A 17,267-nucleotide genomic window follows, 5' to 3' on the forward strand; every position below is an offset into this window, starting at 1 on the left:
GAGGCCCCCAAAAAGGACCTTAAATGCGCGTCAGGTCGAGACTGCAAAGCCAAGAGACAAAGCCTATAAGCTCGCTGATGGCGGAGGACTCTATCTCATGGTCAATACTAACGGTTCAAAGTACTGGCGCATGAAATATCGATTTGCCGGGAAAGAGAAAAAGCTCTCATTCGGAACCTACCCGGACATCTCACTTGCGGAAACTCGCACTAAACGAGATGAGGCAAGAAAGGTATTGGCGAATGATAAGGATCACGGAGAGGTCAAAAAAGCCACGCAATTAGCTAAAAAACTCTCGGTTACCAACACATTTGAAGCAATAGCTCTCGAATGGCACAGTGCAAAAGTATCTGGTTTGTCAAAGAGTTATGCTGATTACGTCAAGCGAGCTTTTAAAAATAATGTCTTCCCCTATCTAGGCTCTCAGCCAGTGGACTGACCCCGCCCCGGTAGACGATCCTGCCCTATAGTTGGACTGACCCCGCCCCCGAATATGCTCAAGTCATAATCAGGAATAACTGGCTTCAATCTGGCTGGATACTTCTCATCATCTTCTTGGTTCACATGACCTCCTTTTACCCATTTTTCCTTCTGAAGGACCTCAGCCCCAAAGCCTTCACCCGATGTTTGATAGTAGGGATCGTCCTGTGGGGAAGCCTCTCCCACACACCTGTAACACCGCCTTCAGGATATATATCCCTTAATACGCGGTCCTCAACAGGCTGCCAGAGCCGGGCCTCAGTCAGCCCCATTTTTCCGGTTTGGGCAAAAATGGCCTCCCGGGTACGATCCGGCAGCGACGCTTTTATTTTATCAATCCCTTTACTGTAGTGCGCCTGCATAAACACTAGTTCCCTTTCCGAGCAAGGTCTGTTTTTCCCTGTTCCAAGGTCAAATTTGACCACTGCCGCCCTCACCGCACTGACGCTTCTGCCCAGTCTGGTGGCAATTTCTTTTGTTGGCAGATACCGTAAATTTTTCCAGAAAGAACTTATCTTCACGGCTCCAGCTACTGCGACTAGTGAGCCCGGCAAGGGGACGCCTGCCGGAAGATAGCCTTGCGTGAACGCCCGGGCAAGAGTGATATGACATACTCTATGCCTTCTGCATAGTGGGTCCGGAGCAATACCAGCTCCTCTTCTGACCAGCACGGTGCGACGCCCTGGGACAGACCTAAAAGCTGAACAATTCGGGCCACTCCATGGGCAGACCGGCCAAGCCGCTACCCGATTTCACGGGCAGACAGCTGACCATAGTGTTGTTCCACAAACGTAATTTCGGTGGCCGTCCGGTGATTACGGTGTCGCTGTGTTTTACCCACCCCGCCAGTTCCTTTTACATCACTCACGATGTTTTTCCTGCGCCAGCATATAGACTTGAGCCCGGAGGTGCTGCTCAGCCTGCTGAATCTGCTGCTGACGCTGCGGAGAGTCTTCAGGGAGCAGCTTCAACTGCCGAAGCTGTTCTTCCACCGGCACGGTCTGCCGGAAGCTTGTCAGCATGCCAAAGACCTGCGATTTAAGTTCACTGACGGTGATGTATTTTCCCTTCTGACCATCAAGTGCATTCAGTTTATCGGCAAGAGCCTGAAGCTGCGTCATACCTTCATGCCAGCCGTTCGTTTTATCGACAGGAAGTACTGAGATATTAATCTGCTGCTGCCACTGCTGTACCAGGGTCTTAGCCTGATCCGGCCACAATACCTGAACCTGTTCGATGAGTTTTCTGCTGTATGCAATATCCCAGTCAGGAGGCAACTTATCCAGTCGGGCAAGCTGATGCTCTGTCTGTGCGATAAGGTCCTGCGGTAACGAAGTCTGCTGACGCAACATCCCCAGTTGTTCAGACGTGAGAGGTGCAGGGAACGGAGCCAGTGAAGCAGCAAGCTGAGTCTGTAGAGGGTCTGGACGGTGTAGAAAATGCCAGCTCCACGCTGAGACTATGCTTATCACCAGCATGGTACACGTGCCGGCAGCGAAGGATTTCCACTTTTTAACCGGAACAGGCATTGTCGACAGCACTTCCACATTCGACTGCGGTTCCGGTTGCGCAACGTAAACCCACTTCACTGCACTCTCTGGCGTATCTTCATCCGGTCCACCAGCAAAGTCTCTCGTGGATGCTGTCGCCTCATTCATCACGGTGGCAGGCAATACGATACCAGGCTGAATGCTCGACCCGGTAGTGGTTATGCCATCGCTATTTTCCAGCCGAACAGCACTGTTGTGCATCAGGGTACGCAACGTATCGAGCTGACTCAGATGCTTAAGCTCCAGACGCTGCAGTACCTCTCCCAGACCTGTAAGCAGTTGCTCCGCCCGGTACAACTGGCTGAGGTCGCTGTAATTCAGCGGGAGCGAGCGCATTCGTTGCTGCAGACGCTGACTCAGACTGCTGAGAATTTCCATGCGCGCATGGACTGGCTGAGGCCACAGTGTCCCCCACTGATGGCTTATCAGGGCCTCGAGTATCGTCAGCCCTTCATTGAGCCCGAATAAACCGGCCAGCTGTGCACGCGCAAGCGTATACCAGGCTGCAGTTTGCAATTCCACACCGTTCTGCTCGAACAGTGAGAGACATAGTTTTTCCGCATAACGCCAGTTCATATCCGGGCGAGCCGGATGCGTCAGCTTACTCAGCTCATCACGCAAGGCGGCATAATCAGATAGCGAGCGCGGGTCACCGCCGGTTTTAATCTTACGTTGGGTAATGTCATTCATGACCAGTTGTCCATTCTGACGTGTCCGGGAATAAGGATGATTAAGGCTTATGCGGCTTCGCTTTCTGCATATTCGAGACTCTGCAGATACTGTAACGCCACCGGGTCGGCGATATATTCAACCTGGCCATGATGACGCTCAACCTCATCGATAATTTTACTGAGTTCAACCCGGAAAAACTCCTTCCGCAGGTTGATTCGGTTAATCCGGTAGCTTTCCAGATGATCATGCAGTGTCTTTTCAAGCGCAGGGGCGTCATCGCAGGAAATCATGGCATGGACGTCAAAATCAAACGGCACGGCTGCTCCGCTCAGTTCTTTCACGCGCTCCATAGGCTCCAGCCGTCGGGTCATACCGATTTTAAATACGTTTTCACCGAAGGAGCCAATATTCGAAATCACATATACGTGTCCCTGCTTCGTGAGCTGGGCCATGGATTTGGCGCGTTCATACTGTTGATGCACATCCTGGATTTTCTGCTCCAGCTCCAGACGCTGTCTTTCCAGCTCTTCCCGGTGCGCACCTTCAGCGGCGAGCAGAGCTTCTTCCAGTAAACGCTGCTGCTCAGCAAGGCGTTGCTCCTCCTCTTCCGCTTCGCGCTGTTGCTGCTCCAGTTCATCCTGACGCTGTTTCTCTTCCCGCATCTGACGCTTGAGCTCAGCCTGATATTCTTTTTCTTCCTGCGCTTTTTCAAGCAGGGCGACCTTATCCAGAAACTGCTGTTTTACGCCTTCCCAGTCGGCATTATCTTCCAGTTCCAGAAAGGTGATTTTCTCGCTTATAGCAGCATAAGCGTCTCTCTCTTTTCTGAGCTGGTCGTACTTGCTTTGCCAGTTATTTACTGTGGTGCCGGAAAGCAGGGTTTTGACTTTGAATTTATACGCGGAGTCCACAATACGCTGCAGAGCCCGGGAGGTTTTATTTCTGGCATTGTGAAAGTCATCCCACTTACCGGAAAGCTTTTTCTTTTCCTGATACAGGCCGCGAGCCACTTCAGTCCTGACCGTTTCGTCAAAGGCTTTCTCTTTCTGGGCCAGGTCCGACATGGCCTGTTCGAGTTCTGTTGTTTTCTTCCGGAAACCCCGGTAAATGAAAATTCGTATTATCAACGCACCGGCTATCAGTAAACCTAAAAACAGACCGATTATTCCGACCGGATTAGACACAGATTCAATAAATCGCTCATTAATATTGATTAATGCTCTTACCGCAACATAAATACCCCAGACAACGACGCCAATAATAACCAGAATAATACCCGCAGCATTATCATCTTTTTTCTTCGTGCCATATTTTATTTCTTTCCTTTTTCCGTAAACCTGATTATTTAATCTTTACAACGGGCAGAGAGTCTGTTCCATATCCGATTAATACTGGTTCCCTGAGCAAATCGGTAAATGGGTGTATCCGGGCTTGCTGGCCATATAGAGGGGAGCGCATGTGGGCTGGCGGGGTTGGGTACTGACTGGTTCGTCATTTTCTGTCACTCGTTGCTGATTTTGCTTTGTCGAAGTTGTCACCTTTTTAGTCTGCGTTTTTCGGGTGGAAGTGGACGGTTTTACCCGATTACTGGCTTGTGAGGAACCATAACCGGAACAGAATCGTTTCGACTGACTCAGACTCCCGTCATTACAGACAAAGCGTCCATCCGATGTGCAGTGCGCTATACCGCCTTTTGAACCTGAGCAGGGCTGCCTTCCACGCGCAGCATCAGCCTGTGCCGTAAAAAGAATTCCTAAAACCAGAAGGAAGATTAATTTTCTCATTTCCATATCCGTAATTTATTTCGTAATTTTGTGGCTTTGTTCTCCGTCAGCCATTAACTGTTTCGCCAGGTAATTATGCAATGGCTGACAGGCAAACAAACTATTACTAATTCCGGTTCCGCTATTGAAGGAGCGCCAGAATCAAACCAAAAAAAGCGCTTTCATCAAAAACCTGCCCATGGCGGGATAAAGCACCAGGCGGAACAAAGGTCCAGTTGTTCACCGTCCCGGACCGCATAAATAATCGCCCCATAGGCGTCACGAGTCCTCCATTATGGAAGGTCGCCTCCACGCATCCGGTTACACCCTGAGCATACAGGAATACCGGCACAAATTTTACAGACCGGTCGTCGATACGAAGAACGAGGGCGGCAATATCAAACACTCTCCCCTCAACCAGCAGGTCCGTAACGGATGTACTGACCGTCTCCACATTCAGTCCGGTACCCTCCAGCCACGCGTCCATCTGCTCCTGAAGTTGTGTCATTTGCAGGCGAAACTCTGCAATATCAGTCTGACTCTTACTGACAGATGAAGCCGGAGCAGACTGTCGGGCCTGCAATTTATCGAGAAACTGTGATTTTACTGACATGATGCTCTCTGGCCTTACTGACGGGTTGTAGTATCGATATACTGCTGTTGCTTAAGATGGCGTAACATTACTCGCCCCTCCGGCATAAACTCAGTGCCATAGCGCACCAGACCAATACCGCTAAGTTCTGCATCTATGGCGTAGCGGAGCTCACCAGGAATTTCCTGATCAAGAAGTAGCACCTCAATAGACTTCAGGCGCGGCTCATATTTCAGCAAGACCGCAGACAGCGTCGACATCAGCTTATGTGCGGTTCCGGGAAGCCCCTGTAGAATGGTGGTCATATCCGGCAGACCATAGTCTGGCAGATGTGCCAGAGTACCGGCGCGACAGTTAAGGATCCGCTGCATGTTATCCAGCACCGACAGGATAACCTGATTTTCTTCACTGATATGCTGAAGGTCGAGATCACCGACAAAATTGCCATAAAGCATCTCGCATAATGAGGGCGAATTGCGCGGCATGATCAATTTCCCTCATCAGGAGCTATGTCAAACACGCTGCCGCCATCATCCCTTTCCAGCAGTGACCAACGGGCACGGTGCTTCTGTCCATGCTTATCTTCAAATTCCGGCATCACCTGTCCGGCGTGAGTGTGAGTATATTGCGTTGTGCCGTTAATAATGGTTGCCCAGCGGCCACTGAACGGTGCAAAAACGCCGCTCCAGCAGGTAATACGTTTCCTCTCTTCCTGCAAAAGTTTCTTTTCACGCTGTGGCCAGTTATAAAGCTCTTCCGGTTTCCCCTCCGGGAAAAAACCACCCGGCGGCACATCGATATATTCACCTTCGATACGGCGAATCAGCGTCCAGCCTGTTTTGGCCCACTTGGATTCTTTCCAGCTGTAGCTTCGTTTTCCACTTTTACTGACATAATCGCTTCGTTTTATTCCCTGCCAAGTTTCGGGTGGTTCACCAAAATCAGCCGGAATAAATCGGGCAGGAGCAAAGTCAATATCAGGCAGATAAATCCCCGTCTGAACAGGGTTTTCACCCAACTCTATTCGGACTGTTGGATCAAGCTCGTAACGAGGAACCTGGGATGGAAGATCATGGAGGTTATAAGCACCATATCCAATTTCGTCACAACCATCATATGTTAGATCCCCCTCATTCCAGGTGGCATCCAGAGTGGCGGATAATCTGCGATCTAATTTGGACGCAATGCTCTGAAGTTCAGATATTGTTTCGATTTCCTCCTGCGTCATCCAGCCATCCCAGCATTCTGTAATGCCTTTGCCGATATCACTCATGGTATGACCTATGTTAAATGCCCTGATATCATTATGAGTACGCAGAATAAAAGCTTCTATATAACGCTCCCTAGCAGAGCGAATATTGGGCAGCACGCGATTCCCCCACACTATATCAGCCTGTTGCCAGAGAGGGAGTTTACGGCTGTTTAACGGCATCTCCCGCAGGTAGCGGGCGAAAGCAGCTTCATGAGCGTCAATGTAAGCAATAATCGCATCGCGGGTTGCGGCGTAATGTTCAGGAGAAATAAACTTCTCCAGTAAATAACATTCCTGAGGATGTAGGACAGCCATTATTTTTTATCCTTTGGTTCATACCAGTTATGGGTGTTTTCCAGCTTCGGTAATCCCTGATACGGATAAACAGGGTCGTTAGCCGCATCACCATACCCCCAGCCTGTTTTCTGCCGTGGCCCGGTGTACTCTTTTTTCAGTTGTGACGGGTCAAGTACAATCTGCACAGCACCGCCTTCCAGCGAATATTCAGGGGCCTCACGATTAATCTGCGTACCAGCCCGGCCTTCCCAGACTTTCAGGGGTTGTCCTGGGGGAACGGTATAGGTCACATATTCACCGTTTTCATTCCACTTTTTCCATACCGCAAACCGTCGGCGCCAGTCGCCTTTACTGGTTAATTTGTCGAACTCTGCCTTGTGCATCCAGCAGATATTGTTATCACTGGAGGAAGGGTCAACCACACGATAGATAACCGTGCCCGGTGGAATTTCAACCGCCTGCATTGAGCTATCGAAAGTATCGAATTTATTCATAAGCGCCGGATTTTTGCTGGTTTCACTGATATCCGGCCAACCTTCAGTAATAGCTTCCTTATCTTTAAATTTTTCCAATGCCGGATATGCCCGTTTTCTTGCCCCAACATCCACCCAATCTGGCTTTTCCCGTTTGAAATATGCCAGTTCTTCACTGGCACGGGCCGTGCCGTAGAAATGAGCGTTATCACCGACATGCGCACGAAACGCATTATCCCCCTCAACCCTCAGGCGATTCGCCAGATGTTCAAGAATATCACTCAGCGGCTTCAGCGCTTTTGCCAGCATTGCATTCGCTTTGCTGCGTACAGAGACCAGCGTTTCCCACAGTGCAGCGACAGGACGTTGCAGACTGGATGGCCCCCAGCGAGTTACTGTATCGAACAGACTGCGCGTCACTTTCATCAGTTTGTCCATCACCTCTAGCAACGCAGAAGTACTGAGCATGCCTTTCAGTTCATCAATTTTGCCTGCCAGATAATGATAGGGATTGTAGATACGAAGCGTTCGTAACGTGCTTCGAACCGCAGGAGTATCCAGAAAACGGTTGAGTTGGGCGATACTCCCGTCCAGCAGGCGACTGTAGTTACCCGCCTTGCTCAGCTCGTTAAAATGGGCTTTGCGTACGGACAAGAACATCACTTTGGCACACCCCTTGACCAGCGAGCCCAGCGTCGGGAAGCAACCGACCAGCGTCAGACCAAGGCACACCCACGGCCAGACCTCGGTGTCATTTTCTTTGATCTTTTTGCAGTTGGCGATAAGGTCACGGACGTCGCAAATCTGATCCACCAGAGGGATCATCGAGATAACCGTTCCGGTAACGATCTGCCCGGTCGTCTGCTGTTCGTTAAAGTCGCCCTGAAGCGTTTCCCACAGCCACTCTCCGGATGCTTTGGCTTTTTCTGCCAGTTCGTCATACCAGCTTTGTGGTGGGGACTGGTAGAACGCCAGGGCGTGCTGAAGCTCCTGATCTATCATTTTCATCCCTCCCTGACGCTGGTTTTTTCCAGCAGTAAATCCCACGGTGCCCAGGGCTTTTCCGGCTCAGGCGGTGGAAGCTGGTAAGTCACGGTCGCTGACTCAAACGGCACATTTTTGTGCAGGGCATATCCCTGCTCATCCAGTACGCCAGCGAGTTCGCTGCCACCATCGAAATGAAGGGTATAGGGGGCTTTCGGGATAGCATCCGATCCGTCAAAAAAGTTAAGAGCGAGATCGTGTTCTCCCTTGCCCTCAAGCAGCACCACTTTAATGGACTTCAGACGTGGCTAATATTTCAGCAAAACAGCAGACAGCGTGGCCATGAGTTTATGGGCGGTGCCGGGAAGACCCTGCAGAATAGTGGTCATGTCCGGCAGACCGTAGTCCGGTAGATGTGCCAGTGTACCGGCACGACAGTTAAGGATCCGCTGCATATTATCCAGCACCGACAGGATAACCTGATTTTCTACACTGATATGCTGAAGGTCGAGCTCGCCAACAAAATTACGGTAAAGCATCTCGCATAAAGAAGGGCTATTTCTCGGCATCGTCAGTGATTCTCACCAGGATTAGCCTCGAAGGGGCTGCCACCGTCATCTCGATCCAGCAAACTCCAGCTTGCGGGTGTGAAGGTTTCTGGACTGTAGCCACCTTTGAAAACTGTCGCTTCAGGCATCTGGCCTCCTGTACGAACATAAGCAAACTGCTGATGACCTCCGGCAAGCGTGGCCCATTGCCCTGAGTGAGGGCACTTATCACCCGTCCTGCACTGGATACGTTTCCCTTGTGCTTCATGAAGAAAATACTCTGATTCATCCGGAATTATGCCGTCGCAATAGCGGTTGTCTTCCCAGACCAGGCGCCAGTGAACGTCACGATAACCCCAGCCTTCAGCCAGCAACAGATCTTCATAAATCTGCAAAGGTGCTTTCATTCCTCGTATGAAATAATTATAGGCACCAAGATTTTTAAACCCACTGATGTCAGTTTTTATCACTAACAACTTATGATTGTACTGAATTTTCACTGGTTCCCAGATACCGTCACAGAGTACAGGCTCTCCTGTTTTGATAATAATATCTGTACCTTCGGGAACGGGTGGCAGTTTTTTGGGAAATACAGGGTAAGGATATGTATGAAACACACCGTTATACCGACTGGAGTCCAATAAGTAATCTGCTTCAAAAATATTGCAGACATTATCGTACGGAGGAAATAACAGATTATCGCCATAGCACTCAGCCGCAAATCGCAAATTATCCAGGGGGATCACGTGTTCCGGATAGGGTTCTACATGAACCCAGCGTTCATGACATGAAGCCCAGAAAAATGATCTGACAAGATCAATCGGCCTACTCAGACGGTAAAATTCTCCCGTCTTAGTCTTCCATACCTGACGATTACCTACTGCCAGTTCTGACAGGCCTTCGTCATAAAGACGTAACGCATCATAAATCCAGATAATAGCTTTTTCATCAAACCCCTTAGTTTTCTCTTCCGGCCAGGTTTTCAGAGCTTCTTCGTACTTTCCTGCAAACAATGCCCAGGCTTCACGTTTACGTTGCCAGAGACTATAACTGCTGAGTCGTTGCAGCAACCAGAAAAGCCGGCGGCGAACATGTTCATCCGTCATCAGAAATTTTGTCATTATTTATTACCTTCAGTGCTGGTCTGGTGTTCAATGCGAGTGGCATTTACGATACTCCGCTGCGTCACTTTGCTTCGGAGTTCATCATCATGTAACTGGCGCGTATTGGACGCATAAGGAGGCTCAATACCTTCTGGTTTGCTGTATCCATATTTACCACTAACATCCTCCCACCTGGAGGGGTAAAATTCGGCTCTCACACCCTGGATATCGACAGTAATTGCATGGCCATTAGCTTTAGCCTGATTTCCGTAATTATTCACCATTCTTTTAAACCGTTCGTCCAGCTCAATAATGACCTGCTCCCCACCACCTTTTAGATATTGATTCGGCCTGTGTTTCCCGAATTGCTCAGCTATTATCCCATGCCAGGCGTTAGCGCCAGGCATCCGTGTACCGAAATCTTCGGGGAGGTGAAGTACAATGAGAAAGCCATTGCCGTTCCACTCATCCAGCACACCATATAACTCACGCCATTCTTCAGCTGTCTCTGGCGTTTTTTGATATCCCCAGAATCCTCCCGCGGCGTAGGATTCTTTGGCAAATTCACTTTCATTACCAAAAGCACGAAATAGTGTTTTCCCACCCATTTCCCTGGCGCTTTTCGCCGTAATCTCCCCACTGAAAGACGCTACGTCTGTAAATACGGTTTTTCCAGGAAAGGCTGGGCTCTCCCCTTCCCAGTGGAGGATGTTTGGATAACCTGTTTTTTGATACTTTCGTCTGAGACTCCCCCTGAAACGCGTCTCCGCCTGAATACTCGGGTACCGTGTCCCCTGTTTAGGTGCTTCCCGCAACTCACGCTCAATCAGATACGCCTCGGACTCACGACGAACGGTAGCACGCCCTGAGCTCGTAACCAGAATGAAAGGATTACCCTTATAGACCATCCCCTGTATCACTTTGAGCTTCAGATCCAGTTCCCGCAGAGCCTGAGGGATCATTCTGGCTCCCATATCCCGCAGGCTCGCAAAACCATCAACCAGCGAATAGAGCTGCCCGTGCCATTTTTCCGGCAGTGCACGCCCCAGCGTAGAGCCCAGGATCTTGTTCGTCACCGTAATCATCGTATTGCAGAACGCCCCAAATTTATCCAGCAGAATGGCCTGGTGAGACTGTACATCCAGTGCTTTCAACCACTTTGGGGCATTACCTTCGCCAACGCGGTTTAAAAACTGAATTATTTCCTTCTGCGTTTCAATGTTTTTTGCCGCTTTAGCTGTTTTGGCCGTCCCGACAAGCACCAGACGACCTACCCCTTTGATAACGCCGCCAATCACCGGAATCAGTGCAAACAACAACACCACCAGGAAAACCCACTCGGTGGTGCTTTCACGTTTTTTGGGTTCATTAATCAAGCCAATCGACACGGCCAGCAAATCACGCACGGCGGTGACATCCCCGACCAGAGGGATCATTCCAATGGCCGCATCGGTAATAATTTGCCCGATGGTCTGCTTCTCATTGAACGCCCCGGAGAGGGTCCCCCAGATCCACTGGCTGGTTTCAAGACTGGTCTGTTTAAACCAGGCGGTACTGCTGATATCGCTCATACTTCACTCCCTGTGTGGCGGGCAATCAGGTCATCAGCCTGAGCGTCACTCATCGCTTTCGCCTGATAGCGCGTGTTTTCCTCTGTGGCCTTTCGGGCAAAGCTGCGGCTGTCCGGTCCTATATCGACGGTCATCGGGCCGTCTGGCACATCGTCAAGATGCAGATAGCCTGCACCATCTAGATTCCCTGTACGCACAGAACCGTCCGACAGTGTCGCGGTAAACGGCGCTCCTACCACCGGCGCATCATCATGGTAAAGGTACTGCATCAGTGCATCATTGCGGTCTTTCAGCGGGTCAGCCAGCCACGGCACGTCTGGAGTCTGTGAAGCACCACCTTCCGTATCCAGCCGGCTGGCCTTGCGGGTATACGTCCCCGCAGTCTCGTATTTGATTTGCCCCTGCTCAATGAGGATGGAACTCCCGCCACCCACCAGACGTATTCGCTTCTTCCCGGCCAGCAGCATCTCGCTGGCAGAGATGAGGGTTAGTTTCTGCTCCGCGCTCAGATGCATCACGCCGTTCTGCGCCTGAAACTGGACCGGCCCCTGTGCCGAAATCAGGCTCAGCTTGCCGTGTTGAGCAAACATTCCCACGCTGTCGCCCGCCAGTCCGGTGATATGCCCCTGGGTCCCGATACTGATATCACCACCGGCATTCAGGGCAATATTGTCAGTGGCCGCCAGCTGCAGGTGCTCTGCGCTGGTAAAAGCCATCCCCTCGGGTGCTGAAAAGTGAAGCATCTCATTGAGAGTTTTCAGCCGTGTGGCGAACATTGCCTGCTGGCTGGCGATATCAGCTTCCAGGGCTTTCGCCTGTCGGGTGGCGCTGGCCAGTCCCTCGATTTGTGCGCGGACGGCCTCAATCTCATGGAGTGCCACATCCATATCCAGAATATCGCCCTCGCCATGTACTTTACCGTCGGCGGTGATAAACAGCCCTTTCGCTACGCGAATCACCCCGTACTCATCGGTGCGCAGCTCAAAGCCGGTGCCCCGCGGCTCGTTCTGTGCATCAACGATATGGCCCTGGTTAAGGGCCGTGGCTCCAAACGGCGTTTTCAGCGCAATATGCTCGCTTTGGCGCAGGTCTTCCATTCGCAGTTCGTTCTGGCCGGCGGTGCGCAGGATGTTCTGACTATGGTTATCCCGGGTGACCACATCCGGATGCTCAGAGTCATGGAATGCATGGGCAATGTACGGCCGGTCCGGGTCGCCGCCGTCAAAGGCAATCCCCACTTCAGTGCCATTTATCAGCGGCGTGTGCCAGCCGTACGTTTCCCCGGCGTACGGTTTGGCCTGACGTATCCACAGGTAGTTATAGCCCGGCTCTGCGTCTTCACGGATGAAGTCCAGTTTCACCCGGTAGCGCCCCGTTTCATCGAGGTGCGCATACGGCGCATTCTTCTCGTCGCTCTCAACACGGGCCGTCAGAGTCCCGGCAATCAGCGGGCGTGGTACAGGCTCGGGTCTGAAGCAAAACTGCTCGCTGTAAGGCATGCCCCACACCGAGACATGCAGGCGGGTATCACGTGCCGCGCGGAAGGTGGTGAGCGTGATGACCATCCCCTCTTTCAGCTCCGGCACGTCAGTGTCTCCTGTCTCCAGCACCATGCCCGGCGTCAGGTGGCTGGCGTTACTGAACAGGTGCAGGCGGATGGCCCTGTTCAGTTCACGTTCGTGCTGGATACGAGCATAAAACGCGCCGCTTTCGGTTTCCGGCTCAGAGGTGGTGTCATCGCCCGCTTCACGATAAGGGGCAAGATAGAGGTAATGTTCGCCGGTAGTGGCCGCCTCGTTTCTGACGCTGACCTTCGCATCCATCGGCGTACCGGCGGTGCGGTAGTTGTAGTCCCGTGTGGCCACACTGCCTGTCACCGTGTGGTGCCACACTCTGGCATCCCATACCGCCTCAACCGCGCCGTCATGGAGGGCAGAAGGCTCACGGTACGGCAGGCGTACATCAAACTGATACTGAAGCTGGCTGTCAGCAAAGGTCACCGTATCAAGACCAGTGGTGGTGTTGACCCCGGTGCGGAACCAGATGCCGTCTTCGGCCAGTATTCGCTGAATAAACTGCAGGTCGGTCTCACGCCACTGGGTAATCAGTTCGCGGACCGGGTAAGTGCGTTCCAGCCGGAATTCAAAATCCGCTCCTTCCAGCCCGTGGCTGCGCAGGACCTGTTCCACCAGTTCCGGTACCGAAACATTCTGCCAGACCGCGCAGCGGCGGGTGTGGGCCAGCAGTGCCAGGCGCGAGGAGAGCGTCACAGCGAAATGCGTCTGGTCCACGGTTTCGTTGAGGACCTCAAAGCCGGTAATAATACCCTGCACAACCCGGCCTGAGAGCATGCTGAGGGTGGCATACTTCAGCATCGCATCCTGACGGCTGATGCCTTTCTGTGGCGTGGTGAACTCAATGCGCCATTTGAACGGCGTATTCAGCGCTTGCCGCCCGTGGAAGTTCAGCACTTCCGGCTTCAGGATGCTGTCGTTTATCTCAAGGCGGTAGCGGGTCTGCCCGTCAAACAGCGCCAGCCAGTTATCAAGGGTGGTGTCCATGTCCTTACTCCTTCACCGGAACCAGGGTCAGCCCGGTGCTGTTGAGCTGGATGGTGCGCGGCTTATCCGGGTCGAGGTCGTCGCGGCTCAGTACCAGCTTCCAGGTGTTGTTTTTGATATCCGGCCGATTAAACAGCCCCACCACCGCCACAAATTTCGCCTCTTCGTTCATCGGCATATTGAGCGTCACGCTGCCTTTCGGCATCACCAGCAGCGACTTGCTGGCGACAATGTCCTCTTTAAGGGTGTTATCCGCATCGCGCAGCAGTTTCTGATAGTCAGCCGCGTCCACCTTCTGGCGGTCCTTCAACTGGTATACCTGCACCATGGTGGCAAGCGGCACCTGGCTTTCATCTGCGTTGATGGCCGCACGCGGCTCAAAGTCCAGGTGCAGCACCTTTATTTTTTTGTAGAAAATGGCTCTGGTTGCACTGATGGTGCCGTCCGACACGGCCTGAGTCAGGCCACATGCAGTCAACAGGGAACAGAGCAGCATCAGTGCGGCGCTGCGCGACAGGGAAGCGAAAGTCATTCGAGGAGTCCTTTTCAGCGTTCAGAAACAGGGGCGTGTTGAATGTGTTATGTGTCGGAATATCAGTCGAAACGATAGCCACCGGGTTCTGCCGGCCGCAGAGTCTCACAGGTGAGCCCCTCACAGGTACCAAGGCTTACTGTCAGGTGCGTACGGGTCGCGGGATGGTCGCGTTTGAGGCCCAGCACGCCGGTGCGGCCCAGTTGTACCCGGCTTGCCTTACCCAGGCGTGGTTCAGGCAGACAGCTTACCGGTACCGTGAGGCGAAGGCGTACATCGGAGCGATAACCCATGTACACCCGCAGCAGCACCATCATGTCAGTGTGCAGCTGACCGCCGGGCAGCCAGCCCTGCGCCTCCTGCGGATTGTCAGTCGCCAGCATCAAGAGGATACGGCTGCAGGCTTCTTTCCCGGTCCTGCCGAGCGTGGCCCGCTGTGACAACGACACGCGGTTGGCTTTGCCGAGTCCGCTGCGATTCTCCACGGGGACTTTGACCGGGTCCGGGCTGATAACCGTGGTCCGGGTCTCCGGGGCCAGCAGGCTCACCAACTGGCGGATGCCTTCGGCGTTTCGGGTTGGCAACCGCATGGTTCCCAGTAGCGCCAGGAAGCGGGAGACCGGCGTGGCAATCTGCTCCGCCGTACCCGGGATGCCAAGCCCCACCAGACCCAGCAGACACTGAGAAGTGTCATCCACGCCACCGGCTTCGAAAGTCGCCGGGTAAGCGTACTTGCGCCAGATACGGTAGTACTGGGTGTGAATACGGTGACTGAAGATATCGAGAAACGCGGTGGTGGCTTCATACCCCTCCCGGCGCTGCGCAATATCATCGAGATACGCCGTCGGTAGCGGGGAGTCCACCCCGTACATTCCGAGGAAAGTGGTCCGCACCGTCGGCGACAGGTCCGGGTGGTCCTCGTCGGTTTCAACCGCCTTCAGTTCACTGACCGGGAATCCCATCCCCGGCCACGGACGAAAACGCACCGGGTCGGCGGACAGTTTCTCGGTACTGCCCAGTTTCGGCGCATCCGGGTTCTCCTGCTCCAGCAGCTGACAGAATCGGTAGAAATTAACCTGCCAGATGTTGTCGCGAAGCGCTTCTGTCAGCCCGGAATGTGCTGGCTGTGATTCTCTTTCCATCGCAGTCTTTTCCCAGTCGGTTGCAGGACCAGCGTGAGCTGATTAAAGAGGTGGACATCGGCATAAAGGGCAAAGAAGCGATGCAGCATCTCGCCAAACAGCGTGACATCACCCTCCCCGGCAAAGTTATCGGCATTAAGGGTGATTTCAATGTCCACCCCGCGCAGCATAAAGCCCTTTTCAAAGCGACGGATAAGCGTGTGCTTCACGGCAACAATCGCCTCCAGGCGTCGGCGGTTCATCTCATCGTCGGTCCAGTCATACAGCGCCAGCGTGCCGCGTAACACTTCCGGGTTATCCATCATGCTTAAGAAACTTGAACCCAGATGGCTCATCACCCGCCAGTGGAAGCGGTCATTTGCCGGTGGGTAAAGCGGCAAAGTTGGCACCTTCAGATTCATGACCCGAACCGGCACTTTGCCTGCTTTCACCACCCTGTCCAGCAGCGTGCTCTGGAGTGAGCGGCGCGGCAGCTGGCCGTTGGTACCTGTGATGCGGATGGAGAGCGACTCCGGGGCCTGTGATAGCTGCTCCAGTTCGAATGACTTACCGCCAAGGACAAGCCAGGTGTCATACAGCCCCGAGGGGCCACGCTTCACGCGGGTATGGAAGTAACGCTCCGGCGCATCGTGGCGCATCATGCCCCCGCGATGGCGGAAACTGGTGAACGGCACGTACGGATGTTTGCCGTTTTTCACTGCGCCGTGGATGGAGTCCACGCTGTAGATTTCAGTATGACCGTCCTGAACGCGCATCGGGCGCAGCAGGTATTCGTTTTGCAGCGGATCAGGCGTCAGCGGGTCCGCTTCCAGTGAGAACAGGTTAATGACCGGCGCACAGTGCAGACGGAAGTTGTCGGTCTCAAACGGCATGTCAGAAGGCCAGCCGCCGTCGAGCACGATATCGGTCTCAAACCAGGTGGTTTTCGCACTCAGGCCGGCAAGATCCAGACCGTTAAGCTCCACGAACATAAACTTCTCGCGAAAGCTGAAATACTCCAGCAGCAGCTGGTAGCCACTGAACGCAGAGTCCCCTTTAGGCCACAGCCGGTCGGTATCATCAAAGCCCATGGGTTTACACCAGCCGTCAAAGCGTACCCGCTCAGTACGGGTCTCACTGTGGCGGACATACATCGCCTGCACCCGGCGCGTCAGCGCCAGATGCAGAGCCGAGGCCACCGGTCTGTCGGCATCGAGGTAAATAGCCACCTTATCAATCCTGGCTTTCGACCAGTCCACTTTGTCCGGGCATTCAAAGCGCAGGCGGATGGCGGCGCGGCCATCCGGTTCGGTCTGCAGGCGGGCCTCAGCCAGGTGCAGCGGCTGCAGGGGCACTTCGCGGGTGGTGCGGTACTGACAGACCGTATTATCGGGACCGACCGGACGCGACAGGACGGAAAAGCCGTTTTCAAGCACTTCCATTTTGCGAAGCTGGCGCCAGTCCGGCGTGAACGCCACTACCGACAGCGACGGAATGGTGCGCATGTAATGTGGCCACAGCAGGCTCACCAGCCCTTCGGTCAGTTCCGGCAGGTCATCATCGAGCTTTTCACGCAAACGGCCCATCAGGAAGGCAAAGCCCTCAAACAGGCGCTCCACATACGGATCGCGGGCCCCGGTTTTATCCAGATTGAGCATCGCTGCCCGATCGGGGTGGGCGCGGGCAAATTCTTTACCGGCTTCGCGCAGGTAACGCATCTCGGCTTCGTAATAGCGAAGGGTTAAATCATCCATGGGAGAAAGTACTC

The 17,267-nt window shown here is 53.2% G+C and carries 15 protein-coding genes and 2 pseudogenes; 1 reads left to right on the forward strand and 16 read right to left on the reverse strand.

All coding sequences use genetic code 11. The features are described from left to right. Positions 1 to 19 precede the first annotated feature (19 nt). Positions 20 to 433, forward strand: a pseudogene (locus AB8818_RS21465) (tyrosine-type recombinase/integrase); the annotation flags it as partial. 142 nt (positions 434 to 575) lie between these two features. On the opposite strand, the gene AB8818_RS21470 reads toward AB8818_RS21465, so the two are convergent. The 16 genes and pseudogenes from AB8818_RS21470 to tssF all read right to left on the reverse strand — a co-directional run bounded on the left by AB8818_RS21470 (position 576) and on the right by tssF (position 17,253). After that, positions 576 to 1,001, reverse strand: a complete 426-nt coding sequence (locus tag AB8818_RS21470; RefSeq protein WP_192983227.1) for a hypothetical protein — start codon at positions 999 to 1,001, stop codon at positions 576 to 578. Positions 1,002 to 1,340: 339 nt separating this feature from the next. Then, positions 1,341 to 2,720 carry a VasL domain-containing protein gene (locus tag AB8818_RS21475; RefSeq protein WP_192983229.1) on the reverse strand — a complete coding sequence of 460 codons (1,380 nt, stop codon included), beginning with the start codon at positions 2,718 to 2,720 and terminating at the stop codon, positions 1,341 to 1,343. Between the two features lie 47 nt (positions 2,721 to 2,767). Beyond that, the gene (locus AB8818_RS21480; RefSeq protein WP_226857593.1) at positions 2,768 to 3,766 is read right to left on the reverse strand and encodes a GIY-YIG nuclease family protein; all 999 of its coding nucleotides are present in this window, start codon (positions 3,764 to 3,766) and stop codon (positions 2,768 to 2,770) included. 321 nt (positions 3,767 to 4,087) lie between these two features. Then, on the reverse strand, positions 4,088 to 4,486 hold the full coding sequence (locus AB8818_RS21485) for a hypothetical protein (protein ID WP_192983231.1): 399 nt from the start codon (positions 4,484 to 4,486) through the stop codon (positions 4,088 to 4,090). 121 nt (positions 4,487 to 4,607) lie between these two features. After that, positions 4,608 to 5,078 carry a hypothetical protein gene (locus tag AB8818_RS21490; protein ID WP_192983233.1) on the reverse strand — a complete coding sequence of 157 codons (471 nt, stop codon included), beginning with the start codon at positions 5,076 to 5,078 and terminating at the stop codon, positions 4,608 to 4,610. Positions 5,079 to 5,092: 14 nt separating this feature from the next. Next, a complete protein-coding gene (gene tssE, locus AB8818_RS21495; RefSeq protein WP_192983235.1) occupies positions 5,093 to 5,542 on the reverse strand; it encodes a type VI secretion system baseplate subunit TssE in 450 nt (149 codons plus the stop codon). 2 nt (positions 5,543 to 5,544) lie between these two features. Next, positions 5,545 to 6,624: a type VI secretion protein ImpA gene (locus AB8818_RS21500; RefSeq protein ID WP_192983239.1), complete on the reverse strand. Its 1,080-nt coding sequence runs from the start codon at positions 6,622 to 6,624 to the stop codon at positions 5,545 to 5,547. Beyond that, positions 6,624 to 8,087 carry a hypothetical protein gene (locus AB8818_RS21505; RefSeq protein WP_226857594.1) on the reverse strand — a complete coding sequence of 488 codons (1,464 nt, stop codon included), beginning with the start codon at positions 8,085 to 8,087 and terminating at the stop codon, positions 6,624 to 6,626. Before AB8818_RS21505 ends, AB8818_RS21500 begins: the two co-directional genes overlap by 1 nt. Further along, entirely contained in the window at positions 8,084 to 8,350 is a 267-nt protein-coding gene (locus AB8818_RS21510) for a hypothetical protein (protein WP_192983240.1), read from the reverse strand. Before AB8818_RS21510 ends, AB8818_RS21505 begins: the two co-directional genes overlap by 4 nt. A 24-nt stretch (positions 8,351 to 8,374) precedes the next feature. Continuing rightward, positions 8,375 to 8,632 (reverse strand): annotated as a pseudogene (locus AB8818_RS21515) (type VI secretion system baseplate subunit TssE); the annotation flags it as partial. A gap of 2 nt (positions 8,633 to 8,634) precedes the next feature. Next, positions 8,635 to 9,732, reverse strand: coding sequence for an Imm72 family immunity protein (locus AB8818_RS21520; protein ID WP_192983243.1), 1,098 nt, complete (start codon positions 9,730 to 9,732; stop codon positions 8,635 to 8,637). Further along, entirely contained in the window at positions 9,732 to 11,285 is a 1,554-nt protein-coding gene (locus AB8818_RS21525) for a hypothetical protein (protein ID WP_192983245.1), read from the reverse strand. Before AB8818_RS21525 ends, AB8818_RS21520 begins: the two co-directional genes overlap by 1 nt. Next, on the reverse strand, positions 11,282 to 13,846 hold the full coding sequence (locus AB8818_RS21530) for a type VI secretion system Vgr family protein (RefSeq protein ID WP_192983247.1): 2,565 nt from the start codon (positions 13,844 to 13,846) through the stop codon (positions 11,282 to 11,284). The genes AB8818_RS21525 and AB8818_RS21530 overlap by 4 nt, the downstream gene beginning before the upstream one ends. 4 nt (positions 13,847 to 13,850) lie before the next feature. Then, positions 13,851 to 14,378, reverse strand: coding sequence for a type VI secretion system lipoprotein TssJ (gene tssJ / locus AB8818_RS21535; protein ID WP_192983249.1), 528 nt, complete (start codon positions 14,376 to 14,378; stop codon positions 13,851 to 13,853). A 62-nt stretch (positions 14,379 to 14,440) separates the two neighbouring features. Then, the gene (gene tssG, locus AB8818_RS21540; protein WP_192983251.1) at positions 14,441 to 15,520 is read right to left on the reverse strand and encodes a type VI secretion system baseplate subunit TssG; all 1,080 of its coding nucleotides are present in this window, start codon (positions 15,518 to 15,520) and stop codon (positions 14,441 to 14,443) included. Continuing rightward, complete coding sequence (gene tssF, locus AB8818_RS21545) at positions 15,484 to 17,253, reverse strand: type VI secretion system baseplate subunit TssF (RefSeq protein WP_192983253.1); 1,770 nt, start codon at positions 17,251 to 17,253, stop codon at positions 15,484 to 15,486. Before tssF ends, tssG begins: the two co-directional genes overlap by 37 nt. Between the last annotated feature and the right edge of the window lie 14 nt (positions 17,254 to 17,267).

The sequence above is a fragment of the Enterobacter sp. KB-280D8 genome, from assembly GCF_041399405.1.
Classification (GTDB): Bacteria; Pseudomonadota; Gammaproteobacteria; order Enterobacterales; family Enterobacteriaceae; genus Enterobacter; species Enterobacter cloacae_N.